At 69.5% G+C, this 25,730-nt stretch carries 18 protein-coding genes and 1 pseudogene; 13 read left to right on the plus strand and 6 right to left on the minus strand.

Annotated features, from left to right (window positions below):
- Window positions 1-21 precede the first annotated feature (21 nt).
- Window positions 22-1,404 carry an FAD-binding protein gene (locus tag AB0J16_RS47650; RefSeq protein ID WP_358552635.1) on the minus strand — a complete coding sequence of 461 codons (1,383 nt, stop codon included), beginning with the start codon at window positions 1,402-1,404 and terminating at the stop codon, window positions 22-24.
- Between the two features lie 71 nt (window positions 1,405-1,475).
- Window positions 1,476-2,063 (minus strand): TetR/AcrR family transcriptional regulator, encoded by a 588-nt coding sequence (locus AB0J16_RS47655; protein ID WP_358552637.1) that lies wholly within the window; start codon window positions 2,061-2,063, stop codon window positions 1,476-1,478.
- A gap of 100 nt (window positions 2,064-2,163) precedes the next feature.
- Between AB0J16_RS47655 and AB0J16_RS47660 the strand changes: the two genes are divergently transcribed.
- The 10 genes from AB0J16_RS47660 to AB0J16_RS47705 all read left to right on the plus strand — a co-directional run bounded on the left by AB0J16_RS47660 (window position 2,164) and on the right by AB0J16_RS47705 (window position 13,175).
- Window positions 2,164-3,357: an acyl-CoA dehydrogenase family protein gene (locus tag AB0J16_RS47660; protein WP_358552639.1), complete on the plus strand. Its 1,194-nt coding sequence runs from the start codon at window positions 2,164-2,166 to the stop codon at window positions 3,355-3,357.
- A 52-nt stretch (window positions 3,358-3,409) separates the two neighbouring features.
- Window positions 3,410-4,444 carry a phosphotransferase family protein gene (locus tag AB0J16_RS47665; protein ID WP_358552640.1) on the plus strand — a complete coding sequence of 345 codons (1,035 nt, stop codon included), beginning with the start codon at window positions 3,410-3,412 and terminating at the stop codon, window positions 4,442-4,444.
- A gap of 297 nt (window positions 4,445-4,741) precedes the next feature.
- A complete protein-coding gene (locus AB0J16_RS47670) occupies window positions 4,742-6,046 on the plus strand; it encodes a hypothetical protein (protein ID WP_358552642.1) in 1,305 nt (434 codons plus the stop codon).
- 10 nt (window positions 6,047-6,056) lie between these two features.
- Window positions 6,057-7,385, plus strand: coding sequence for an extracellular solute-binding protein (locus tag AB0J16_RS47675; RefSeq protein WP_358552644.1), 1,329 nt, complete (start codon window positions 6,057-6,059; stop codon window positions 7,383-7,385).
- A gap of 2 nt (window positions 7,386-7,387) precedes the next feature.
- A complete protein-coding gene (locus AB0J16_RS47680; protein WP_358552646.1) occupies window positions 7,388-8,293 on the plus strand; it encodes a sugar ABC transporter permease in 906 nt (301 codons plus the stop codon).
- The gene (locus tag AB0J16_RS47685; RefSeq protein ID WP_358190028.1) at window positions 8,290-9,183 is read left to right on the plus strand and encodes a carbohydrate ABC transporter permease; all 894 of its coding nucleotides are present in this window, start codon (window positions 8,290-8,292) and stop codon (window positions 9,181-9,183) included. Before AB0J16_RS47680 ends, AB0J16_RS47685 begins: the two co-directional genes overlap by 4 nt.
- A 3-nt stretch (window positions 9,184-9,186) precedes the next feature.
- A complete protein-coding gene (locus AB0J16_RS47690; protein ID WP_358552648.1) occupies window positions 9,187-10,287 on the plus strand; it encodes an ABC transporter ATP-binding protein in 1,101 nt (366 codons plus the stop codon).
- Window positions 10,284-11,210 (plus strand): acetylxylan esterase, encoded by a 927-nt coding sequence (locus tag AB0J16_RS47695; RefSeq protein ID WP_358552650.1) that lies wholly within the window; start codon window positions 10,284-10,286, stop codon window positions 11,208-11,210. The genes AB0J16_RS47690 and AB0J16_RS47695 overlap by 4 nt, the downstream gene beginning before the upstream one ends.
- A gap of 4 nt (window positions 11,211-11,214) precedes the next feature.
- Window positions 11,215-12,060: an acetylxylan esterase gene (locus AB0J16_RS47700; protein WP_358552652.1), complete on the plus strand. Its 846-nt coding sequence runs from the start codon at window positions 11,215-11,217 to the stop codon at window positions 12,058-12,060.
- Entirely contained in the window at window positions 12,057-13,175 is a 1,119-nt protein-coding gene (locus AB0J16_RS47705; RefSeq protein WP_358552654.1) for a hypothetical protein, read from the plus strand. The genes AB0J16_RS47700 and AB0J16_RS47705 overlap by 4 nt, the downstream gene beginning before the upstream one ends.
- A gap of 46 nt (window positions 13,176-13,221) precedes the next feature.
- Here the strand turns inward: AB0J16_RS47705 and AB0J16_RS47710 are convergent, their stop codons facing one another.
- Window positions 13,222-14,718, minus strand: a complete 1,497-nt coding sequence (locus AB0J16_RS47710) for a hypothetical protein (RefSeq protein WP_358552656.1) — start codon at window positions 14,716-14,718, stop codon at window positions 13,222-13,224.
- A gap of 253 nt (window positions 14,719-14,971) precedes the next feature.
- Between AB0J16_RS47710 and AB0J16_RS47715 the strand changes: the two genes are divergently transcribed.
- Window positions 14,972-17,716: a LuxR C-terminal-related transcriptional regulator gene (locus AB0J16_RS47715; protein WP_358552658.1), complete on the plus strand. Its 2,745-nt coding sequence runs from the start codon at window positions 14,972-14,974 to the stop codon at window positions 17,714-17,716.
- A gap of 37 nt (window positions 17,717-17,753) precedes the next feature.
- On the opposite strand, the gene AB0J16_RS47720 is transcribed toward AB0J16_RS47715, so the two are convergent.
- Window positions 17,754-20,522 (minus strand): AAA family ATPase, encoded by a 2,769-nt coding sequence (locus tag AB0J16_RS47720; RefSeq protein ID WP_358552660.1) that lies wholly within the window; start codon window positions 20,520-20,522, stop codon window positions 17,754-17,756.
- A 67-nt stretch (window positions 20,523-20,589) separates the two neighbouring features.
- Between AB0J16_RS47720 and AB0J16_RS47725 the strand changes: the two genes are divergently transcribed.
- Window positions 20,590-21,813, plus strand: coding sequence for a GNAT family N-acetyltransferase (locus AB0J16_RS47725; protein ID WP_358552662.1), 1,224 nt, complete (start codon window positions 20,590-20,592; stop codon window positions 21,811-21,813).
- 347 nt (window positions 21,814-22,160) lie between these two features.
- Window positions 22,161-23,414 carry a hypothetical protein gene (locus AB0J16_RS47730; protein ID WP_358552664.1) on the plus strand — a complete coding sequence of 418 codons (1,254 nt, stop codon included), beginning with the start codon at window positions 22,161-22,163 and terminating at the stop codon, window positions 23,412-23,414.
- A gap of 159 nt (window positions 23,415-23,573) precedes the next feature.
- Here AB0J16_RS47730 and pafA read toward each other — a convergent pair whose 3' ends face one another.
- Both pafA and AB0J16_RS47740 read right to left on the minus strand, forming a co-directional pair.
- Window positions 23,574-24,932, minus strand: coding sequence for a Pup--protein ligase (gene pafA / locus AB0J16_RS47735; RefSeq protein ID WP_358552666.1), 1,359 nt, complete (start codon window positions 24,930-24,932; stop codon window positions 23,574-23,576).
- A 527-nt stretch (window positions 24,933-25,459) separates the two neighbouring features.
- A pseudogene (locus tag AB0J16_RS47740) lies at window positions 25,460-25,730 on the minus strand (hypothetical protein); the annotation flags it as partial.

A 25,730-nucleotide genomic window follows, 5' to 3' on the forward strand; every position in this document is an offset into this window, starting at 1 on the left:
TAGGCGTCTTCCTGGCGTCTTCTAGGCGTCGGCGGTGGTGTTGGTGGCCGTACCGGAGGCGGTTTCGCCGGTTGTCTCGGTGGCCGTGTCGGCGGCGGTCAGACCGAAGACGAGAGCCGCGGCGATGCCGCCCGCGTACGCCCGGTTCCACAGACCGCCGACGTCCGACCCCGCCGCGAGCAGCCCGCCGATCGGTTCGCCGTCCTCGCCCAGGACGCGGGCGCGGTCGTCGACGCGCACGCCGTGGAACGGGAACGTGATGGCCGGCACCGCCTCGATGACGTAATACGGCGGCTCGTCGAGCGGCAGCCGGTCCAGCTCGCGGCCGGGCCGCAGGTCGAGCCCCGCCGAGGCGCGCTGGTTGAAATGCTCGACGCCGTCGCGGACGGCCTTGCCGTGATAGCCCCATTCCTCGGGCAGGAAGGCCAGCTCGTCCAGGTCCTGGGCGAGCCCGACGCGACCGCCTCGCCTGCTCGCCAGGGCGAACTTGTCGACGGCGACGGCGCCCTCGACATAGGAGCCGACGATCCAGTCACTGAACACCCGGGCGTCGGCGACGAGCAGCCCGCGGCTTCCGGGCTGCTCCAGCAACGCCATGGTGGTGAGGTGATCGCCCAGCGTCTCGTCCGTGAACCGTTCGTTGTTCAGGTTGAACAGGAGCGCGTGCTCGCTGTAGTACAGCGACAGGTCGACGAAGTCCGCCGGATCGGCGAAGGAGATGCCGCTGGGGATGAGGTGACCGTAGAAGCCGGCGTCCTCGTGACCGGTGGCCGCGCCCACCTGGGTGGCCAGGCGGTAGCCGCCACCACGGCTGTGCGGATTCGAGCGCAGCTCCATACGGTCGGCCCGCGGGTGCACGTGGGCGGTACGGAGTGCGAGGTCGCCCTGGAATCCGCCGGTCGCGATGAGCGTCGAGCGAGCCCGCACCGTTCTACGCGTGCCGTCGGCCGACCTCAGCTCCGCCCCGGCCACGACTCCGTTCTCCGTCACCAGACGTTCGGTGCCGGTGTCGAGCAGCAGCTCGCCGCCGCCTTGGAGGATGAGCCGGCGGCAGGTGTCGAGGTAATGGTTGGTGTCGAACCGATGCCCGCGGCCGAAACTGAGAATTCCCTGCTCGTCCCCGGCCTCGACGCCGATGGAGCGGATCCATGAGACGCCGTCGGCGAACCGGTCCACCAGGGCGCGTTTCAGCGCGGCCTCTCCGCGCGGATTGTGCTGATCCATGATCTCGTGGCTGGGAGCGGTCCACGCGTAGCCGGCGAAGCGCGCCGATCCGCCGACGTCGCCGCCGATCTCGACGATCAACACCGACAGACCGTCGCGCACGGCTCGCGCACCAGCCGTCAGCCCAGCCATGCCGGCGCCGATGGTCAGCAGATCGACGGCTTCCGCTTCTGCGCGCACGCGACTCTCCTCCATCGGTACCCGCTGATCAGCGGGCCTGCGGGCGTCCCGCGTGCCACTTTAGACCAAACTCAATTCAATTCAAGTGCTGGTCCTCTGGCGCCGACGAGGCGCAGCGCGAACTCGCTGTACTGCCACACGACGGCGTCCTCGCCGTGCTCGCCGTCTTCGCGATACCAGGCCGCCAGGCCCATGCCGAGGTCGAGGATCGCGTACGACGCCAACCGCGCCGATGCCACGGCGAAAACCCCCTGTCGCGATCCCGCCTGTACGAGATCACGAAACCGGCTCTCGTACTCGGCGCGCAGCTCCAGCACACGGCCGCGATGCGGTTCGGTGAGACTGCGGATCTCCCGGTTGCCGACGAACGCCTCAAGCCGGTGCCGGGCGTGATAGCGGACGTGAGCCTCGGTCGCCCGCCGCAGGCGCTCGACGGGGTCGGTAGTGGTCGCGACCGCCGCGCGGTTGGCGGCGAGCAGTTCGCGCATCGTCGCCTCCATGATCTGGGCGAGCAACTCCTGCTTGGAGGCGACGTGCTTGTACAGGCTGGGCGCGCGCATTCCCACCGCTTCACCGATGTCGGCCATCGTGGTGGCCTCGTACCCCTTCCCGGCGAACAGCTCCAGCGCGACCGAACGAATGTGCTCGACCCGATCCACATCGACTCCTCGGCTAACATCAATTAGCTGCAATGATGGCGCATTGCCATCGCCGGAGGCTACGGTTCGGCTAACGCTCATTAGCCAGATGGGAGACCCCATGGCCGTCGACCTCGCCCCCGATCCAGATGTCGCCGACGTCGCCCGGCGCACCGCGACGTTCATCCGCGAGGCGGTGATTCCCGTCGAGGAGGCACAACACGGCCTCGCGCGGTCGGAGGAGGTCCGCAGGACGCTGCAGCAGGCCGCGAAGGAGGCCGGTGTCTTCGCCCCGCACGTCGCGCGGGAGTACGGCGGGCTCGGGCTCGACATGCGCGGCCGGGCCGCCGTGTTCGAGGAGGCCGGCTACTCCCTGCTCGGACCGCTCGCGCTGAACATCGCGGCGCCCGACGAGGGAAACATGCACATGCTCGAGGCCATCGCCACTGACGAGCAGAAGGAACGTTACCTGCGGCCACTCGCCGCGGGCGAGGTCCGCTCGTGCTTCGCGATGACCGAGCCCGCCCCGGGCGCGGGCTCGGACCCGAGCGCCCTCACCACGCGTGCCACGCGAACGGCTGACGGATGGCGTATCGACGGCCACAAGTGGTTCATCACCGGTGCGGACGGGGCGGCCTTCGCGATCTGCATGGCCAGGACCTCCGGGCAACCGGGCGAAGCGGGCGGCGCGACGATGTTCCTGGTCAACGGCGACAACCCCGGCATGAAGACGGTCCGGCACATCGACACCCTCGACGAGAGCCTGTACGGAGGTCACGTCGAGCTGGTCTTCGACGACTGCGTGGTGGGGGAGGAGGCGATACTCGGCGAGGTCGACGAGGGGTTCCGCTACGCCCAGGTCAGGCTCGGCCCGGCCCGCATGACGCACTGCATGCGCTGGCTGGGTATCGCGCGACGGGCGCAGGACATCGCGGTGGCGCGGGCCGCGGAGCGGCGGCTGTTCGGGTCGCGGCTTGGCGAGCTCGGCATGGTCCAGCAGATGATCGCCGACAACGAGATCGACATCGCCGCGTCCCGCGGCCTCATCCTGCGGGCGTGCTGGGAGCTCGATCAAGGCGACAGCGCGGCACAGTCCACCGCTGTCGCCAAGACCTTCTGCGCGGAGGCGATCTGGCGCGTCGTCGATCGTGCCGTGCAGATCTGCGGCGCCCTCGGCGTCTCGGGCGACGTTCTGCTGAGCCGCTACCTGCGGGAGGTGCGCCCGTTCAGGATCTATGACGGGTCGTCGGAGACCCACCGCTGGGCCATCGCCAGGCGCGTCCTGCGCCGCCACGACGCGGCGACGGCGCGATGACCGGCGTGACGTGGAGGTGGCGCGATGACCGGCGTGACGCGGAGGCGGCGCGATGACGGACACTGACCGGTCCGCGCTCGACGGCCTGGATCTTCCCGCGCTCGAAAGGTTCTTCGCCGAGCGCGTGCCCGGCTTCGCCGGTCGCCTCAGCGCCGAGTTGCTCCATGGCGGGCGGTCGAACCTGACGTACCTGCTCGGCGACGGCCGGCACAAGTGGGTGCTGCGCCGTCCGCCGCTGGGCGGCCTCACCCCGTCGGCACACGACATGGGCCGCGAGTACCGGGTCGTCGAGGCCCTTGCCGACAGCCAGGTCCCGGTCGCACGCGCGGTCGCCCTGGCCGGCGCCGAGGTGCTGGGCGTGCCCTTCTCCGTGGTCGAGCACGTCGAAGGGGCCGTGATCCGGACCACGGACCAGTTGCTCACGCTGTCCAAGGGCGATATCGCCCGTTGCGCGTACAGCCTGCTCGAGGTGCTGGCCCGCCTGCACGCGGTCGATGCCGATGCCGTCGGGCTGGGGACGTTCGGCCGTCCCCACGGCTACCTCGCCAGGCAGGTGCGGCGCTGGCACGACCAGTGGCAACGGGTCCGGACCCGCCCCCTGGCCGACATCGAGCGGCTGCACGCGCGGCTGGCCGAGGCGTGTCCCGAGGAGAGCGGTACCTCGATCGTCCACGGCGACTATCGCATCGACAATGCCATCCTCGACCGGCACGATCCCGCCCAGGTGCGGGCGGTGGTGGACTGGGAGATGGCCACGCTCGGCGACCCGCTGGCCGACCTGGGACTGCACCTGGTGTACGCGGATCCGGCGTTCGCCCCCGTCATCGGCGGCTCAGCGGCCTCCACCAGCGACCGCCTGCCCCCGCCGGCCGAACTCGCCCAGCGATACGCCACGATCAGTGGCCGCGACCTCGGCCGGCTCGACTTCTATCTCGGCCTCGGCTACTTCAAGATCGCAGTGATCGCCGAAGGGATCCACACCCGCTTCCAGCAGGGCATGACGCGGGGATCGGGGTTCGAATCCGTCGGTCAGGCGGTCGCGCCGATGGCCGCCGCCGGTCTGCATGCCCTGGCGAAGCCTGCCTGAAGGAGCAAGGAACGCCGGGAGCTGGCCGGCCAGTGGTCGTCGGGCCCATGTTCCTGGGCAGGACCAGATTGATCACGGTCCGGCAAGGAGATCCGCAACTCCTGGGTCACACCCGCATGACGGCGTAGTCCGTTGCGTTGAGAGGCGCACCTTCGGTACACCATCGGCCCCCGGCGACTGGCTTGTCGCCGGGGAATTTCTTTTGCCTGATCCCTTGACCTGGACCCCCGGGAGGGGAGAGTTTGGTCAGAATCGGAATTACGAGTCATTTACGAACCTAGTTCGTAAAGGGGTGTCGTGGCGATGGTGATCGGAGTGGTGACCCACTCCATGCACGGGGAGTTGTTCCGGGAAGCCGCGAACACGCTCGGTGGAGTCGACTTGGAGTGGGTCAGCTACGACCACGAGGACGAGATCCGCGCCAAGGTCGCCGAGTTCCTGAGCACGACCCGGCTCGACGGCTTCCTGGCCGGCCCGGTCCCGTACACGGCCAGCCGCGAACTCCTCCCGCCCGGCCTCCCGGTCGGCGTGATCCGCTCGTCGGCGCTCGATCTGACCCTCGCGCTCTATCGCGCCCAGGAGCGTGGCTGGGGTCGCACCCCGGTCAGCATCGACACCTTTCCCGCCGAGGCGGTCGAGGCGGTCGCCCTCGCGCTCGAGCTCGACGCCGACGCCATCGACTGCCTGCCGTACGCCCCCACGCAATCCGTGGAGGACATCGTCGAGTTCCACCGTTCCGCCTACCACCGCTTCGGCGAGCGCAGCTACGTGATCAGCGTCCGCGCCGCCGTCCGCGAGCGACTGTCCGGCGAGATTCCGATCATGAGCGGTATGCCGGTGCCGGCGACGATCCGGACCGAGTTGCACGAGCTCGCGCTCCGGATCGAGTCCGAGCGAGCCAGCGCACAACGCTTCGCCGCCGGAGTCTTCCTGATCTCGCATTCGCAGGACGAGGAACGGGCCCGGATCGGCCTGATGAATCTGTTGCTCAACACCCCCGAGTTCGCCGGCGCGTGGATCGAGGACCGCGGCCGGCGCGGTGTCGTCGTCTTCGCCCACAAGGCCTTGTTCGAGCGCATCACCCGCAACTGGGTCGCCGTACCCGCGCTCGCCGAGGCGGCCGCGGCGCTCGGTGCGCAGGTCTCGGCCGGGTTCGGCGTCGGCGCGTCCGCCCGCGGCTGTGTGGCTCTGGCCGAACAAGCGGCCGCCCGGGCCGAGCGGGAGAGTGAGCCATGCGCCTACCTGATCGAGGACAGCGGCGTGATCATCGGCCCGATGGGTCCGGTCCGGGTGGCGCTCAGCTACTCCTACCGCGAGCACGGCGACGACGTCGAACAGCTCGCGAAGTCCGTCGGCCTCAGCGCCGCGACCGTCTCCCGCCTGGCGGCACTGGAGCACGAACTGGAAGGTCGCGCGGTCTCGCCCGGTGAGCTCGCCGACCATCTCGGCATCACGGACCAGAGCGGCCGCCGGCTGATCCGCACACTTGACGCTGGGGGCCTGGTGAGCGTCGAAGGCACTGCTCAGCGCCATCCGAAAGGACGCCCGACGCGTCTGTACCGGCTACGCATCGCCCAAGCGTTACTGCGCTCATCGCGTTGAAGGGACAACCATGGAGCTCAACCGCCGCCAGATCCTGAAGTACGCGGGTCTCGGGCTGGCCCTGCCCGCCGCATCGCCCCTGCTGTCCGCCTGCTCCAACGACAAGTCCGCGGGCTCCGGCGACGGCAGCGTGAAGTTCGAGGGCTGGGACTACGAGGCCGCGCTCGTCCAGCAGAACCTCGACAACTTCACCAAGACCACCAACATCAAGGTCAACTACACCCCGGTCACGAGTGCGCAGTACGTTCAGAAAGTAGTCGCCGAGTTCACCGGCGGCGGCGGCCCGGACGCCCTTTACGTGTACGACGATTCCCTCGCGGGCTGGGTCGAGGGGGACTACCTGCAGCCGCTCGACGGCATGGCCGGCGTCGACGAAGTGTACGCCGCGATCTACCCGGGCAACGCCTCCGCGATGACGTACCAGGGCAAGCGCTACGGCCTGCCGTACTACACCGACTCCAACTGCCTGACCTACAACGCCGACATCCTCGCCAAGGCCGGGATCACGAAACCCCCTGCCAGCCTGGAGGAACTGGAAGCGCAGGCGGTCAAGATCAAGAACGCCGGCCTCCTGAAGTACCCGATCGGCGTACCGGCGCAACTGTCCGACACCTGGTGGTCCTGGGTGTGGGCGCTGGTCTTCGGCAGCGGCGGCAACATGTTCGACGACCAGCAGGCGCCGATCATGAACACCACCGACACGGTGGTGAAGGACGTCTTCGCCTGGCTGCAGCAGGCGGCGAACAAGTCGAAGGTGATCGACCCGGCCTGCCTGCAACTGCTGGCGGTCCCGATCGACAACGCGATGAAGGCGAACCGGTACGCGTACACGATCGGCGCGCGGTACGCCAGCCGCGACTACAACGACGCGACCAAGTCCAAGGCCGCGGGCAAGATCCGGATGGCGCTGATCCCGAGCCTCGACGGTCAGGTGCACGGGACGGTCAGCAACACCCGGCTCTATGCGCTGGCCAAGGACACCGAGGTGAAGGACAACGCGTTCAAGCTGCTCACCTACCTGGGCGGACTCGACGCGAACAAGCAGCCTCACACCGCGAAGTTCTGGTTCCTGCAGCGTGGTCTCGGGTTCGCCTACCGGTCGATGGCGACCGACCCGGAGATCACCGCGTCGCTGAAGAAGTTCGCCGACCCGGCGATCTACGCCCACCTGGGCGAGATCGCCAAGCCGCGCAACGTGCTCGGCGTGCCGTGGTACACCGAGTTCGAAACCGAGATGCACAAGGTCGTTCAGGGCGTGCTGAGCAATCAGACGCAGCCGGCCGCGGCGGTGGCGAGCTTGGCGCAGTCCGCTGCCACGCTGAAGAAGAAGTACAGCTGAGGATGGCCGTCCAAGCCGAACGCCGGCCGCTGGGCGACAATGCCAAGGCCTGGGCGCTGAACGCGCCGGCCATGATCGTGATCGCCCTGCTGGTCGCCTACCCGATCGCGTACTCGTTCTGGGTCAGCCTGCAACGCAACAACCTGAAGCGCCCGCGGGCGAAGAGTTTCATCGGCTTCGACAACTACCAGGACCTGCTCAGCGATCAGGCTTTCCTGTCCGCGCTGAAGGTGTCGGCCCTGTTCGTCGTCGTGGTGCTCGGGCTGACCGTCGTACTCGCGCTGATCCTGGCGCTGGTGCTGAACGAGCGGTTCCGCGGCCGCGGTCTGCTGCTCAGCCTGGCCTTGTTGCCCTGGGCGATGCCGGGGGTGGTGAACGGCCTGATGTGGCGGACCATCTTCGACGCGAAGACCGGCGCCCTGAACGGGCTGCTGACGCAGCTCGGACTGATCGACGACTATCACGCCTGGCTGACGTCCGCGACCGGCGCGTTCCTGTTCACCGCGCTGGCCCAGGTGTGGAACACGCTCCCGTTCTCGGTCATCATTCTGCTCGCCGGATTGTCGACGATCCCTTCAGAGCTGTACGACGCCGCCACCGTCGACCGAGCGGGTGCGGTGCAGCGGTTCGTCCAGGTGACGTTGCCGTGGTTGCTGCACCCGCTGCTGATCGTGCTGATCCTCGAGACGATGAACGCCTTCCGTGCCTTCGACACCATCTACGTACTGACCGGCGGCGGACCGGGTGACGCGACCACCACCATCGCCCTGCTCAACGTGCAGACCGTCCTGACCTTCACCGACTTCGGCCTGGGCAGCGCCTACGCCTGGGTGATCACCGCGATCACCCTGCTGATCTCGGTCGCCTACATCGGCCTGCTCTACCGGAAGGGGAACTTCGAGGTATGAGCACCGTGGTGAAGGTTCCCCTGCGCTACCGGATCCCCTGGAAGAAGATCGTCCTGTACGTGCTGGCGGTCGTGTTCGCGCTGTATCTGGTGTTGCCGTTCTACTGGATCGTCGCGATGAGCTTCATGCACGAGGTGGACGCGATCTCCGTTCCGCCGCACTGGATTCCGGCCCGCCCGACGCTGGAGAACTATCTCGGTTTCATTCATCCGAGTGAGGCCCAGCAACTCGTCGGCGGCCGGGCGATCGACGAGACGCCGTACTCCTTGCGCAACAGCCTGATCGTCGCCACCTCGACGGCGATCCTGAATCTCGCGCTGGCCACGTTCGCGGCGTACTCGTTCTCGCGGTTGAAGTTCCGTGGCAGCCAGGTGCTGCTCATGCTCTACCTGCTCACCCGGATGGTGCCGGGGATCGCGATCATCATCCCGTTCTACCTGCTGATGCGGACGTTCGGGCTGCTGGACACCTACCTGGCGCTGATCCTTTCGTACACGACGTTCGCGCTGCCGATCACGATCTGGATCCTGAAGGACTTCTTCCGCTCGGTGCCGCGCGAGCTGGAGGAGGCGGCCCGGGTGGATCGGTGCGGCTGGTTCCGGACCATGTGGTCGGTGTTCCTGCCGGTCGCGGCGCCGGGGCTGGTCGCGGCCGCGGTGTTCGCGTTCATGACCGCGTGGAACGAGTTCATGTTCGCGTTGTTCCTGACCAGCACGAAGGCGGCGAAGACGATCCCGGTGGTGGCGGCGAACTTCGCCACCGACTTCAACACCCAGTTCACCGTGATGGCCGCGGCCGGCGTGCTCGCGGTCGTCCCACCCCTGGCACTGGCCCTGCTCTTCCAGCGCAAGCTGGTCCAGGGCATGGCCGCCGGATCCGTGAAGGGCTGACAGATGGCAGAGGTTCGACTCGAAGGCGTCACCAAGTCGTTCGGCGGCAAGACGGTGGTGAAGGACCTGAATCTGACCATCGAGGATCAGGAGTTCCTCACCCTGGTCGGCCCGTCCGGTTGTGGAAAGTCGACGACCCTGCGCATGATCTGCGGCCTCGAACGGGCCTCCGAGGGCAACATCTTCTTCGACGGCAAGCCGGTCAGCTGGCTGCCGGCCAACAAGCGCGACGTCGCGATGGTGTTCCAGAGCTACGCGCTCTACCCGCACAAGACGGTCCGGCAGAACATCGGGTTCGCGCTGAAGATGATGCGGGTGCCCAAGGCGACGATCGAGGAGCAGGTGCTGCGGGCGGCCCGGACGCTGGACATCGAGGACCTGCTGGATCGCAAGCCGCGCGAGCTGTCCGGTGGTCAACGGCAACGGGTCGCGCTCGGTCGCGCGATCGTACGGGACGCCGGCGCGTATCTGCTCGACGAGCCGCTGTCCAACCTGGACGCGCAGCTCCGGGTGCTGATGCGCGCGGAGATCAAGCGGCTGCACGTGGACGTCGCCCGGACGTTCATCTACGTCACCCACGACCAGGTCGAGGCGATGACGATGTCGGACCGGATCGCGGTGATGCGCGACGGCGTCGTCCAGCAGTGCGCGACGCCGGGGGAGATCTACGAACGGCCCGCGAACCGGTTCGTCGCGTCGTTCATGGGCTCGCCGCCGATGAACTTCGTCACCGGTGAACTGGCCGACGTCGAGGGCGTCCGTACCTTCCGCAGCGGCGCGTTGAGCCAGGAGCTGGGCCGGTACGACGTTTCGCCGGAGGACCCGGCCGTCATCCTGGGCGTCCGGCCGGAGGACGTGACGTTGTCGCCGACCCCGGTCGCGGGCTATCTGCCCGGGAAGGTGTTCGTGTCCGAGCCGCTCGGTCCGGACGTGCTCGTCACGGTCCGGATCGACGGCGAGCTGCTGAAGGCCCGCGTCCCGGTGCCGTTCCGGCTGGGCCATGACAGCACGGTGTACGTCGGCTTCAACCAGAACCGCCTGCATTTGTTCAAGGCCTCCGACGGCACCGCCCTGCACGCCCCCCATCGAGAGGAACACTCTTGAGAGACCCCGAGAACGCGATCGTCGAGGTCGAGTTGCCGGACGACTTCGAAGACTTCTGGGCGGCCGGCCTGGCGGACTGCGCGTCGTACCCGCTGGACCCGGTCCTCACCGAAATGCCATCGCTGTCCACGGACAAGGTGATCGTCCACGATCTGCGCTATACCAGCTACGGCGGTCTGCGGATCGCGGGCTGGTACACCGTCCCGCGCGATCGGCCGGCCCCGCACCCGGCGTTGGTGACGATCCCCGGCTACATCTCCGAGCCGACGATCCCGAAGGAATGGTCCGAGCTCGGGTACGCCGCGCTCGCGGTCGCGCCGCGCGGAAAGCTGCGCTCGAACGACGTGTTCAACCCGGGCTACCCGGGATTGCTGACGCACAACATCATCGACCACAACACCTACGGGTATCGCGGGTTCTACCTCGACGTGGTGCGGGCGGTCGAGGTCCTGCTCGATCGACCGGAAGTCGATGATCTGCGGATCGGACTGCAGGGGTCGAGTCAGGGCGGTGGCCTCGGGATCTCGACGGCCGCGCTCATGCCGGACGTGATCCGGTGCGTCGCGGCGGGAGCGCCGTACCTGTGCGGGATCATGACCGCGCCGACACTGACCCGGTCGTATCCGTACGAGGAGATCAACGAGTACTTGCGGGTGCACCCGAAGGACGTCGACCGGGTGCGGGAGACGGTCGCGTACTACGACGGGCTCAACTTCGCGCCGAAAGTGCGGGCGCCGACGCTGCTGTACCTCGGGCTCGAGGACGACGTGTGCCCGCCGGAGACCGGGTTCGCGCTGCGGCGGGTGCTGACCTGTGAGACCACCCTGCACGCCTACCCGCACTGCGCGCACCACGCCGGGCTGCCGGGCGTGATGCGGATCGTGGAGGACTTCCTTGCCGAACACCTCACGCCGGGACGGTGAACCGATGGACTTCGACAGCTACTGGTCCGGCGTCGACGAGGAGTTGGCCGCGATCTCCGCTCGGCCCGGGCTCGACCTGGTGCCGGCGCAGAGCACGGACGAGGCGACCAGCTACACCGTGCGGCTCACCAGCACCGGGCCGTACCGCGTCTTCGGTCATCTCAGCATCCCGGCCGGTGACGGGCCCTTCCCCGCGCTCCTGCGGACGCCGCGCCACGGGAGCGTCAACCTCGTGCCGCACCCGAACGATCGGAGCCGGTACGTCGTGTTCGCCCTGATGCACCGTGGTCAGCGGCTGGCCGACGAAGGGTTCTCGGCGGCGTACCCGGGATTGCTGACGATGGGCATCGACGACCCGGCGTCGTACGTCTATCGCGGGATCGCGGCGGACTGCCTGCGGGCCGCGGAGTTCCTGATGAGCCTGGAGGAGGTCGATCCGGCGCGGGTGGCCGTGAGCGGGGACGATCTGGCGCTGCTGACGGCCGCGCGGCGGCCCGGGTTCAGCGCGGTCCTGCTCTCGGAGCTGCTGTTCTACCGGGCGGCAGAGGCACGGCTGAAGTCGAGCCGCTATCCGCTCGAGGAGCTCAACGATCACCTCCGCGCCGGCTCGTCGGCGCGGATCATTGACGAAACTCTTGCCTACTTCGACCCGGTCCGGCACGCGTCCGCGGTGACCGCTCGGACGTTGCTCGCCGTCGACGACCCCGACTGGTGCGCCGCACTGATCGGGGCCTTGCCTGCCGCGAGTGTCTACAAGCTGACCCACTTCGACGGCACCGACAACGACTTCCTGGATGCCTGGCTGGCCGAACTCTCCGGCGTACCACCGATGTCGAGATTCCTCGCATGACCAATCCGTTCGGGGTCCGGCCGGTCATCAACGCCTCCGCGACACTCACCGCACTGGGCGGCTCGCTGATGCCGCCCTCGGCCCTGAAGGCGATGACGGAGGCGGCAGCCCACTTCGTCGACCTGCCCGAACTCCACGACCGCGTCGGCGAGCGCCTGGCCGCGCTCACCCGCAACGAGGCGGCCTGCGTGACGTCCGGCGCCGCGGCGGCGATCACCCTGACGGTCGCGTCGTGTGTCGGTGAGCCCGCGCAGGCGTTCCCGGCCGATGCCGAGGTCGTCATGTTCACCGGCCAGCGCAACGGCTACGACTACGCGGCCCGCCTGACCGGCGCCCGCATCGTAGAAGTCGGTCCGTCGATCGAGGAGCTCCGAGCCGCCCTGGTACGACGCCCCGCCTGCGTACTGTGGTTCGCCGGCGCCCACTACGCGGCGGATGCTCTGCCGATCGAGGACGTGATCCGAGTCGCCGGGGAACTCGCCGGTCCACCGGCTGTGCCGGTGATCGTGGATGCGGCGGCCCAGATTCCACCCGTCTCCTCGCTGTGGAGATTCACCACGGAGCTCGGCGCGGATGCCGTGATCTTCAGCGGCGGGAAAGGGCTGCGCGGACCGCAGTCCAGCGGGCTCGTGCTGGGGAAACGGTGGATCGTCGACAGGTGCCGGGCGCACGCGTCGCCGAATCAGCAGATCGGGCGCGGGATGAAGGTCGGGAAGGAAGAGCTGCTCGGGCTGTACGCCGCGGTCGAGTGGACGCTGGAGCAGGACGAGGAGGCACTGCTCGCGAGCTATGAGCAGATTGTCGACCGGTGGATCGTCGGCTTGCGCGGAGTGCCGGGTGTCGTCGCCGAGCGTGGGTACCCGAGTGAGGCGGGCCAGCCGCACGGGCGAGCGGTTGTCCGATTGCTGACCACCAGCGGCTGGACCCGGGACGGGTTGGTGCGGGCTTTGTGGGACGGAGACCCGCGGATCGCGGTCGGCGTGTTCGGCGTACCCGACGACGCGATCGCGCTGAACCCGCAGACGATCGAGCCGGGGGAAGACCTGGTGGTTCTCGACGCACTGGTTCGGCACCTGAGCTCTGGAGGTGGCGAGAGAGCCGGACGAGACGTGTGACGGGATAGCTCGGCGAGCAGCCGGGGAACCAGTTCCCACATGCCGGTCACTGGTCTCGGATGGTGGTGGCCGCCAGATGCAGCACGGCCGGGCCGTGGATCGTGGACGGTACGGTGAACTTCACCAGGCCGTCGCTCGGCACCGTGATCTCGTCGCCGGGCAGGGATGTCCGTTCGTCGATGGCGTACCAGTCGGCTGTGTAGCCGCCGGCCGACAACTCGGCGGTGAACACCTCGCTGGTCCCGGCCGGCCGCAGGATGAGGTACTCCTTGCCGGGGTGTGCCAGCGCGTAGCCGGTGGAGGTGAGGTCGCCGCGAGGGGGCATGCCGATGAGGTCGATCCGCTCGGCGTAGCGCCGGGTGTCGCCCATCGCCTGGCGGGCCGGTTCGAAGGCGTCCTGTGCCGAGGGGACACCGTCGATGAGGCCGTAGTCCATCAAGATCGGGTTATGGCCGCGCAGGAACGCCTTCCACACCCAGAGGGCGTCGCCCTGGCCAGGGGCGAAGTGGTCGGTGTCGCTGAGCAGGACCTTGCGGCCGTCGGCGGGCGGCGGGTTGTCCAGCCATCGCGACGGTGTGCCGCCCGGGGCGGACGGGTGACCGCCCTCGCGGTAGATCTCGTCGTCGTAGCCAGGCGAGATCCAGTCGGCGGGTCCGTCGAACAGGGGCGCGTTGACCAGGGTCTGGTCGGCCACCGGGAATTGCATGGTCATGCCGATCGGGCGCGGGTCATATCCCTGCTGCCGCTGGTACTGCCGAACGAAATTGATCACCCAGTACTGCCAGCCGGTCGAGTCACCCCACTCGGTCTCCAGCGGTACGCCGAGCACGTCGGCCATCTCCGGGCTGACCGCGCCACCTCCGGACGATTCGTTGGAGACCTCGTACAGGACGTTAGGCAGGTCGTGCACGGTGTCGACGACCTGCTGGATGTAGGCCTCCTGCAGCGCCTGTACGGCGGGGTCGAGGGGCAGGACCTGGTGGTCGAGGATCGAGGTGATGGCGATGCCGTTGACGTTGTTGCCGGCGTGGAAGGGATGGCCCTCGACGTTGTCCGGCACCGGGCTGAGGTGCAGTGCCCAGCCGTCGAACAGCATCACCGCCACGTACATGCCGCGCTGGCCGGCGGCGGTGACCCGCTCGCGCAGCCGCTGGAAATAGGCCGGGTCGAACTGGGACAGGTCGAACTTCGCATCGCCGTCCTTGGCCGTACCTTGCCCCGTGCGCGGCCATGGCTGCGGGCTCATGTTCAGGTGGTATGCGCCGCCGGCGGCCTGCGACTGGAACTGTTCCCAGCGCCACAGCCGGATGAAGTTGTGCCCGCGAGCGGCGAGGAAGTCCAGGTAGGCGCTGTAGTCCATCTTCTCGGGCTCGGCCGGTGCGGTCGCGCCGGGCCCCATGCCGTCGTGGAAGTTGTTCCAGATGTGCGAGCCGGTGAGATACACCGCCCGGTTGTCCGAACGTACGGTGAAGTAGCGCGGGTTGTCCGCGGCAACTTCCAGCGGGCCGGGCATCCGATCCCGGTATGTCGATATATCCGACATGATGTCTCCGTTCGAGTTGCGGCTGTGTCAGTGGTGGATCGGGTAGCGCAGGTGCGTGACGCCCTTGCCCTCGATGACCGCCGGGGTGCCCAGCACGAGATGACGGACCCCATCACGTCGCTCCCTGGTCGTCTAGTTCGGCTGTTCGCGGCAAGCCTGCCTTCGGCGGCTGAACAGAACATCGGCCAGGTGGCCGAGGCCAGGACTCTCCGGTGGCCGATTTCCGCTCTTCGATGGCAGACTGAGCCCTGCCATGACGTCCGCAATGCCCCCTGACCTGCCCGTCCAGCTCGCCACCTTCGTAGGCAGGCGGTCCGAGCTGGCCGCGGTGCGCGCGCTGCTGGACACCGGGCGGCTGGTGACGCTGACCGGCACCGGCGGCGTGGGCAAGACCCAGCTCGCCGCGCGGATCGCCGCCGCCGAGGTCGCGCGCCGGCCGGACGGTGTCTGGTGGGTCGAGCTGGCGGCCGTCAGCGACCAGGCGCGGCTCGCCGAGCTGGTCGCGGCGAGGCTCGGCGTGCTCGTCGAACCCCTCCAAGGCCCCGTACGGTCGATGACGGCGCAGTTGCGCGGCCGCCGCGCGCTGCTCTGCCTGGACAACTGCGAGCATGTCATCGACGGCGCCGCCGAGCTGACCGCCGCGCTGCTGTCGTCGTGCCCGGAGCTGTCGGTGCTGATCACCAGCCGCGAGCCGCTGGCCGTGCCGGGCGAGGTGGTCTGGCGGGTGCCACCGCTGGCCCCGGACGAGGCGTTGCGGCTGTTCGTCGAGCGGGGCCGCCAGGTGCGGCAGCTGTTCGGCCTGGACCAGGAGGGTGAGGCCGCCGCACGGGTGCTGTGCTCCCGGCTCGACGGCATCCCGCTCGCCATCGAGCTCGCGGCCGCATGGTTGGGCTCACTCACTCCGCAACAGATCGAGCGCGGCCTGGACGACCGGTTCGGCCTGCTCGTCCGCAGCCCGCGTGGCGTCGCCGCGCGCCAGCAGACCCTGGCGGCGTCCATCGCCTGGAGCCACGACCTGCTCGACGAGCCGGACCGTGCGGTGTTCCGCCGCCTCGCGGTGTTTCCTTCCGGGTTCGACCTGGACGCCGTACGGACGGTCTGCGCGGGCGGAGAGGTCGCTCGCGACGACGTCCTCGCCAGCATCGGCCGGCTGGTGGACAAGTCGCTGGTGGTCGCGGAGACCCGCGGCGGCGTGGCCCGCTTCCTGCTGCTGGAGACCATCCGCGACTACGCCGCCGATCGGCTGCGTGAGGCCGGGGAGGTCCACCTCGTCCGCGACCGCCATCTCGGCCACTTCCTGGCCTTCGGCGCCGGCGGGCCCGAGCGGGCCGCCGATCTCGACGCCTGGCGCGCCCGGCTCGAGGGTGAGTACGACAACCTGCGTGCCGCCCTGGAATGGGGGCTGGCCGCCACCGATCCCGACAGGGGACGCCGCCTCGCCGCCGAGCTGTCGTGGTTGTGGCATTTGCATCGACACGGGCACGAGGGCATCGCGTTCCTGCGCCGCGCCATCGACCGCGTGCCGGCGGACCGATCGCTGCTGCAGGCGCGGCTGCTCACCGGGTTAGCGCTGGTCGCGGACACCACGAGCCCGCTGGACATGGAATACGACGTGGCACGGCAGGCGCTCGAACTGGCCACCGCCCACGGTGACGAGAGCCTGCGCGGCCAGTGTCTTTCCCTGGCAGCGGTCGGCCGGTTCTACACCGACTTCACCGCCGCCTGGGACCTGACCGTCGAGGCGATCCGCTCCGCCGACCTCGCGGGCGACCAGTTGTTCAAGCATTCTCAGCTGGCGCTGCAGGGCATGATCAGACAGCTGCAGGACCGGCACGACGAGGCCCGCCCGCTGCTGGAGGCGGCACTCGACGGCCTGCGCCACCGTCACCGCGGGATAGCGTCGACCACGCTGGCGTACCTGTCGAGCGGAGCGCTCGCGAGCGGTCGGCCGGCCGAGGCCCGCCGCCTGGCCGAGCAGTCGCTCGAACTCGCCGAGCCGCTCGGCGACTACCTGCGCGTCGGCATGGCACGCGGTGCCCTGGCCGCGGCGCACACCGCGTCCGGAGACGTGAGCGCGGCGCTGGAGGCGATGCGGCCCCTGCTACTGCTCATGGAGAACGCCGAAGCAGCCGTCTTCGTGCCCGGCATGGGGTCGGCACTCGCACAAGTGCTGGTGGCCGGCGGCGATCTCGACGGGGCGCTGCGCTGGTTCGAGCACGATGTGCGCCAGGCCGAGCACGTCGCGCCGACCTACCTCGCGGCGCAGGTGCACGCCGGCTACGCGGAGGCCCTACGGCGTGCCGGCCGGTACGAAGACGCCCGCGGTGAGCTCGACCGAGCGGCGGCCATCGCCGGCGAACTCGGCATGCCACGCGTCCTCGCGGACGTGCTGCAGCAACAGGCCCTTCTCACCGGTGACCCCGACCTGCATCACGAGGCGCTGACCATTCGCGTCGCCCACGGACTGCGCACGTTCTGGGTGGACAGCCTGGACGCGATCGCCGCCTGGCTGGCCCCGCCTAACGCGGTGCGGACGCTGGCCGCGAGCACCACGGCACGCGCGGCCCTGGAATATCCACGGCGCGTGGCCGAACGACGTGAGTACGACGAACTGCTCGCCCGGCTCAGGCAGACGCTCGGTGAACAGTTCGCGACGGCATGGGCGGCGGGCGCGGAGCTGTCCCTCGACGACGCGGTCGCTTACGTCCGCCGTAGCCGGGGTACCCGCGACCGGCCGGCCGCCGGTTGGGACAGCCTCACCCCGACCGAGCTGAGCGTGGCACGGCTGGCGGCCACCGGCCTCAACAACCCGCAGATCGGAGCACGACTCTTCATGAGCCGAAGCACCGTCAAGACCCACCTCTCCCATATCTACGCCAAGCTCGGTGTCGCCAACCGCACCGAACTCGCCGGAGTGGCGTCATTCACCGACGATCGGGATTCGGGAGGCGGCCGAAACACCCCAGAAAGGGCCACGGGGCTGAGCGTTGATCGTTAGGTGAATCATCCGTCCCCTCCGCCGGATGGCGTAAAGGTCATCGCCACCGGACCGGCACCTTTATGGTGGTTGGCCTCGCCAGCCCGTCATGGAAGGCGATGACCGCCGCCTCGGTACGGGTGGCCGCGCCCAGTTTCGTCAGGATATGGGAGACGTGCACGCCGGCAGTACTCGGTGAGATGTGCAGCCGGGCGGCGATCTGCCGGTTGCTCAGGCCCTCGGCGATCAACCGGAGCACGTCACGCTCGCGCTCGGTGAGCCCGTCCTGGGCCGGTCGGGGCCGCCCGAGCAGGGCGATCTCCCGAGCAAGCGGCGCGGCGCCCAGGGTTTCGGCCAGTTGCGCGGCTTCCCTGAGGCGGGCCGTCGCGCCGGGCCGGTCGCCCGCGGCCAGCGCGGCTCGCGCGCCGTGGAACAGGCTCAGCGCCAGCTCGTACGGCTGCCTCAGTTCCCGCCAGGCAGCCGCCGCGGGGTCCCAGCCGTCGTCCTCGATCAGCGCGTGCAGCATGATCTGCCAGGCCCGGTCGAGCGGCCCGTCCACGCCGAGCGCCGCATCAGCCGCGGCGAGTTCGGCCTGCCGTGCCGCGACCCGCTGCCGTAGGTCCGCACCGGTGCCCTGGGCGAGCCGTACGCGCTGCGCCAGCGCGCCGGCGACCAGGACCGGCCGGGCATCGCTGCTGTAGACCTGGGAGAGCGCCGGATCGGCCAGCGCCCGGCTCAGGAGCAGATCGGCACGCACAAGGTCGCCCTGGGCGACGGCGAGCAGGCAGAGCAGCTGATGGCGGGGGAACAGGGTTGCGCTGTCGGCGTGCTCCACGGCGGCCGCCGCGGCCAGGTCCCCGCGCAGCAGCGACAGGTAGCCGGCCAGGGCGCGCACGGCCTGCCGCGACAGCGGTGGTGGATCCTCCCGCAGGCACTCGGCCAGCACGGCGGCCGCCTCGTCCCACCGCCCGGCGAGGATCAGGCCGCGCCCGGCGTAGCGAGCGAGCTCCGCGCCACGGCTGCGGCCCAGTCCGTACCGGCGGGCGTGGCGGATGCCGTCGCAGGCCGCCTCGATGGCGCGCCGCTGGTCGCCGGCCTTGGTGTGCAATGTGGCCTCGTACATCGGGACGGTCATGAGCAGGTCGTGGCTGTCGAGCCGTTCGGCGAGCGTACGGGCCTGCGCCAGCATCCCAAGGTCGCCCGTCATGGACCCGACGCCCAGCAGCCCGCGGACGGTGACCATGGCATCGCCAGTGCGCCGGCCGATGCCGAGCGCCTCCTCGAACGGCTCGCGAGCCTTGCCCACCTCCGGCAGCAGGCCCATGGCCAGCACCCCGAGCAGCCGCCCCCGCTGAAGACTGCGGGGGTCGGCAGGGAGCAGGCTCAGGGCGCGTCGCCAGTCGCAAACGCCGGTCGCGTTCAGCCGGTGCCGCAGCCTGCCCCGATGCTCCAGCAGCTGGGCGGCCCGCTCGGGCTCGCGCCGCTCATCCACCGCGGCCAGCCCGGCGGTGGCGTAGTCGATACCGCGGGCGTAGTCGCCGCTGAGCATGCACGCCTCGGCCGCGCCGGTCAGGACGTCGATCCTGTCGGCGCCCAGTCGTGCCTCCGGGTCCCACAGTTCGAGGACCTGGTCGAGCATGCGGACCTGCTCCTCGTAGGCGTAGGACCCGCGTGCCTGGCCCGCGGCCAGGTAAGCGGCGGACAGGGCCAGCCCGCGATCCCCGGCGGCGTAGGCGTGCGCGGCCAGTTCCGCGTGGGCGCCCCAGTCGCTCAGGGCCGCGGCGTAGCGCGCGTGCAGGCGCGCCCGCTCGCCGGGCAGCAGATCCTCATACACCGCCTGCCGGATCAGGGCATGGCGAAAGTCGTATCCGTCGCCTGCCGTGACGAGCAGGCCGCGATCGACGAGTTCCCGCAGCAGGACGTCCAGCCCGGCCCCGTCCTGCCCGGCCACCCGCGCCAGCAGCCGATGGCCGATCCGGCCGCCCGCCACCGAAGCGATGCGCAACAGCTCGCGAGCCGGGCCCGGCAGCGACCGCGGGCCATACAGCAGCAGGTCGCGCAGGCTGTCCGGGGTCCGCTCACCGGCACGGGCGAGCGCCTCGACGAACAGCGGATTGCCGTCGCTGCGTTCGTGCACGCGGCGTACGGTGGCCGCGTCCGGCTCCGCGCCGAGAATCGCGGCCAGTTGGCGGCCCACCTCCTGCCGATCCAGGCGATCCAGCCGCAGTGTGGTGGTGCGCGGGCGGCGGGAGACCTCGGACAGCAGCGGCCCGAGCAGTCCGTCGCCGTTCCCCGGCGGCCGGTAGGTGATCAACAGGAGCACGCCGGCCTGCGCCAGGTTCCTGGCCAGGAAACCGAGCAGCTCGCGGGTTGCGGCGTCCGCCCAGTGCAGGTCCTCGATCGAGACGACGACCGGCCGATCCGCGGCCACCCGCTCGACCAGCGTCAGGACCTCCTCGTACAGCCGGTGTTTACCGCCTTCCGCCTCACCCGCCTCGCCGAGCTCGGGGAACCAGCGGGCGATCTGGCGGTAGGGCCCTGGCAGGACCCCTTCGACCCGGATCAGCCTGCGCAGCACCGTCACGAACGGCGCGTACGGCAGGCCGTCACTGCCCAGTTCCGCGCAGGCGCCCTCGACCACCCGTACCTCCGGGCCCAGGGACCGCGCGAACTCGGCGAGCAGCCGTGACTTGCCGATCCCGGCCTCCCCGGCGACCAGCGCAACCGCCGGCCCTTGCTCCACCGCCATGTCCAGGGCCGCCGCCAGCGCCGACAACTCCTCGCCCCGGCCGACGAACACCGGACTGACCACGCGCTCCGCCACCACGGCGCCAGCATATAAATACACAGATCACCCGATGCGTCATGTGTGTTTATCCGGCCACGCTCGAAGCATGACAGCCACCTACCCGCTGCGCACCATCGGCGCCCATGAGCTCGACGCGTGGGCTCGCATGGTCACCACGACCTACGGCCAGGACTGGTACGAGGGCGGCCTCAGGAACGCCGCCTCTTCCATCGAGCCCGAACGCACGATCGCCGCCTACGACGGGGAGGAGATCGTCGGCGGCGCGTCGATCTACGGCCGCATCATGACGGTCCCCGGCGCGGCCACACCTGTCGCCGGCGTCACGCTGGTCGCGGTCCTGCCCACGCACCGGCGCCGCGGCATCCTCACCGCGATGATGCGCAAGCAGCTCACCGACCTGCATGAATCGGGTGGCGAGCCGATCGCCGCGCTCAACGCCGCCGAGGCCACCATCTATGGCCGCTTCGGGTACGGCGTCGCCAGCCATGTGGCCGAGATCCAGGCGGACAAAAGGTTCATGGCCCTGCGACCCGGCATCGACTTCGGCGACGGAACGATCCGCCTGCTCAGCGGTCAGAAGGCGCGGCCGCTGCTGGAGAAGATCTACGACACCGCCCGCCGTACGGCGGTCGGCTGGGTCGACCGCACGGAGAAGTTCTGGCAGGCCCGGCTGGCCGACGGCGAGCGCGTGCGCGACGGTGGGACAGCACTGCGCTGCGCCGTCCACCTGGAGCCCGGCGGCGAGGCCAGCGGCTACGCCTTCTACCGCTCCAAGCCGGGATCGGCGCACGTCATCGAGGTCGCGGCCACCACCAGGCAGTCGTACGCCGCCCTGTGGCGCTTCCTCATCGACCTCGACGCTCACACCCACCTCAGCTACGACGGCGCCATCGACGAGCCGCTGAAGCACCTGCTGGCAGACCCGCGTGCGGCCCGCGCCACCGTGATCGACAGCCTCTGGGTCCGCCTGGCGGACGTCGACCGGGCGCTGGCGGTACGCCGCTACTCGACCCCGCTGGACCTGGTTCTGGAGGTCCAGGACACGTTCTGTCCATGGAACGCGGGGCGCTACCACCTGGGGGCCGACGGCGAGTCCGTCACCTGCGAACGCACCCGCGCCCGGGCCGACCTGCGGCTGACCTCCGCCGAACTGGGTGCGGCCTACTTGGGCGGCACCACCCTGTCGTCCCTGGCGGCCGTCGGCCGGGTCGAGGAACTGCGCGGCGGCGCGGTTACCGCCGCCTCCCTCGCCTTCCGTGGCGAACGCGAGCCGTTCCATCCCTCGGGCTGGGCCTTCCCGGCCTTCTGATGCGCGGACGACCATGAAGCTTCCCACTGACACTGATCTGATCACGATTGGCTCTTCACCTCCGCATGGCGGGAGGTCCGCACAGCCGAAGGGCTTCAGGCCATCACCACCCTGCCGCGGACGCCCAGGATGAACGCCATCTGACGCTCATGCTGCGCGAGTGCCTGATCCACTACAACGGGCACCGGCCACACCAGTCCCGGCACCAACGGCCCCGGACACCGCGACACCAGCCTCACCGGGATGTGGCCGACCTCAACGAGGCGGGCATGTTGACGCCGCTGGTGCGGCATGTTGTGATCCACACATGCGTATTTCGTACTTATTTAGTAGGAAATAAGGTGGCCATGAGGTTCCTCCAGCGTGCCGCCGCAGCTGTCATGCTCCTGGTGAGCGCGGCGGGCATCCAGGTCGTGCAGAGTGGACCGGCGCAGGCGGCTCTGCCCACCGCCGCCGTCGCCCTCGGCGACAGCTTTGTCAGCGGGGAGGGCGCGGGGGACTACCAGCCCGTCGTCGACACCTCCGGTACGGCACAAGCCTTCCCCGGCTGGTCGGCGCCCAACAGCAACGCCTACTTCTGTCACCGCTCGGCGAACGCCTCGGTGTTCACGGCGTCGCTCCCGGGCATTCAGCAACGTTTCAACCTCGCGTGCTCCGGCGCCCAGCCCGCCGACATCGCCACCCCCTCAAGCGCCCGCGCCGAGGGCCGCGCCGTCGCCTCGCAACTCGATCAGCTGCGCGCCCTCGCCCAGACGCACGACATCGACGTCGTCCTCGTCGGCCTCGGCTCCAACAACACCCAGTTCACCTTCGGTGACGTGGCCACGCTGTGCGCTAACCGCTTCATCGCCGACGCCTGGACAGGCTGGTGGGAGTTCTGGGCCTATCTGAAGGGCGAGGTGCCGCAGAGACCCTGCAGCGCCTCGGACCTGGCCACCGACGCCGAGGTCGCCGCCGCCACCACCGAGACCACCGCGGCCCTGCGCCAGATCCTCGACACCCTCGCCCAGATCGACGCCGACGGCACCCACGAGGTGATCCTGCAGACCTACACCAACCCGCTGCCGCCCGACATCGCCCCGCGGTACTACGACGAGGACGGCCGCACCGACACCCGCGACAAGTTCCGCGCCCTGGGCGCCGAGCGCTACGCCGCCGGGTGCCCGATTCACCGTGCGAGCCTCGCCCCTGGGCACGTGTTCTCCGAGAACCTCGGCTCCCTGGTCAAGAACGTGCAGGCCACCCTGGCCGCCGAACGCCCGGCGGCCGACCTGCGCGTACTGGATGTCCAGAGGGCTTTCGACGGGGCCAGGCTCTGCGAGAACCCCGACAGCCCGGAGGGCGCGCTCGCGACGCCGATCCGGATACAGGACGGGCCGTCCGGCACGTTCATCACCAGCCTGTCCGGCTGGGACAAGATCGGCATCCAGCGGGCGGCGAACACCTGCGTCACCTACTTCCAGACCTGCCAGGAGTCGTGGCACCCCAACGCCGCGGGCCACACGGTCCTCGGCCAGTGCCTGACCGGCGCTTTCACCGCGGCGCCCCGCGCGATCGTCACGTGCGCCCGTAACGCGAACGGCACGCTCACCATCTCCTGACGTCTCCTCAGCTTCGCGTCCGGCTGTCTGGAGCCGGACGTGTCGCGGGGGCAAGCGATCGGCCTGGGCGGCATGGCGGGGGCAGCGCCGCCCGAACCGCCGTCGGCGGCTTCCAGACCCTGGAAAGACGAAATCCCGTCCAACCTTGGCTCCACTCGGTCACATGCCGGCGATGAGTTTGTCCACCCGCTCGTCGACGCTGCGGAACGGGTCCTTGCACAGCACGGTGCGCTGCGCCTGGTCGTTGAGCTTCAGGTGCACCCAGTCGACGGTGAAGTCGCGCCGCTTCTCTTGCGCCTTGCGGATGAACTCGCCGCGCAGCCGCGCCCGGGTGGTCTGCGGCGGCACCGACTTGGCCTCGAAGATCTTGATGTCGGAGGCCACCCGCTCCACTGCGCCGCGCCGCTGCAGCAGGTAGAACAGCCCGCGCTTGCGGTGCACGTCGTGGTAGGCCAGGTCGAGCTGGGCCACCCGGGGCGAGGACAGCGGCAGGTCGTACTTCTTCCGATACCGCTCGATGAGCTGGTACTTGATGACCCAGTCGATCTCCCGGGACACCGTGTCCAGGTCGCCGGTATCCACCGCCCGCAGGGTGCGCTCCCACAACTCCAGCACCCTCCGCGCGATCACGTCGCCGCCCCGCTGGTCCACGAAGTCCTTGGCCTTGCCCAGGTACTCCTGCTGGATCTCCAGCGCCGACGCCTCACGCCCGTTGGCCAGCCGGACCCGCCGCCGCCCGGTCATGTCATGCGAGACCTCGCGGATCGCCCGAATCGGGTTCTCCAGGCTCATGTCGCGCATCACAATCCCAGCCTCCACCATGCGCAGCACCAGGTCGGTCGCGCCGACCTTGAGCAACATCGTGGTCTCGCTCATGTTCGAGTCGCCGACGATGACGTGCAGGCGGCGGAACCGCTCGGCGTCGCCGTGCGGCTCGTCCCGGGTGTTGATGATCGGCCGAGACCGGGTCGTCGCCGACGACACCCCCTCCCAGATGTGCTCGGCGCGCTGCGACACGCAGTAGACCGCGCCGCGCGGCGTCTGCAGCACCTTGCCCGCGCCGCAGATGATCTGCCGGGTGACCAGGAACGGGATCAGCACATCGGCCAGCCGCCCGAACTCCCCGTGCCGGCCCACACAGTAGTTCTCATGGCAGCCGTAGGAGTTGCCGGCCGAGTCGGTGTTGTTCTTGAAAAGGTAGATGTCGCCGGCGATGCCCTCTTCGCGCAACCGCTTCTCAGCGTCGACCAGCAGCCCCTCCAGGATCCGCTCACCGGCCTTGTCATGGGTGACCAGCTCCACGACGTTGTCGCACTCGGGAGTGGCGTACTCGGGATGGCTGCCCACGTCCAGATACAGCCGGGCGCCGTTGGGCAGGAAGACGTTGCTCGATCGGCCCCAGGACACGACCCGCCGGAACAGGTAGCGCGCCACCTCGTCCGGAGACAGCCTGCGCTGACCCCGAAAGGTGCACGTGACGCCGTACTCGTTCTCCAGACCGAAGATGCGTCGATCCATTACCTCACACTATTCTCCCCGCCCGCGCGACGGGGGAGATCGTCTTTCGCCCGACCCCGGCCGGGGATTGATGTGTGGGTACCCGGAAAGCCGACGGCACATGCGCCACGAGGCCGGCTTGCAACGGAGTCTGACTAGCCGCAGCGCCCAGTTGTGGCGATCGTCTACCGACCTCCTGCACGCCGAGACCGGGACGAGGATCGACCTCGGCGCGATGCCCCCTCAGAGCGTTGCTCGATGCCGGGCAGCTCAGCACGGCAGCAAGGGTCCGTGGCGATCAATACGATCGCGCCGGCGAGAGCCGTCGTCACCCGAGCCAACCGCGATGTACGTCGTCTCGTCATGACCAACCCTTCGGCAGGAGCGGGCACGATCCGGCACCGAGGAACGCTTCCCCTCGGCGGTACCTTTCTTGGAGGACCGGGGTCAATGCGGGAACCGGCCTGCGCTTCGCCTGCTGCCATTCCCGATCCCTCTCGTGCGAGTTCCTCGGAGGACCGATAGAGGCATCGACCATACCCGGAGCGCTATCGGTCTCGCGCCCCGAGGCTGGCCTGATCGGCGGCGGTACGGCCGGCCGCCCAGCCCTCCCGGTCCCAGGACGTGCGGATCGCGTGCGAGATCAGGTTCGGGAACATGCGCTCGACCGCCTGCTCCACCTCTTGCTCACGGGCCGCCAGCACCGGCACCAGGTCGGTGCCCCGGCTGGCGCTCTCCTGCGAGACCGCGGCCGCCGTGGCCTCGGCGAGCCGCTCCCCGATCCTGGAGGCGAACGCCGACAGGAACGACTGGCGGAAT

The organism is Nonomuraea sp. NPDC049750 (assembly GCF_040659625.1).
Classification (GTDB): Bacteria; Actinomycetota; Actinomycetes; order Streptosporangiales; family Streptosporangiaceae; genus Nonomuraea.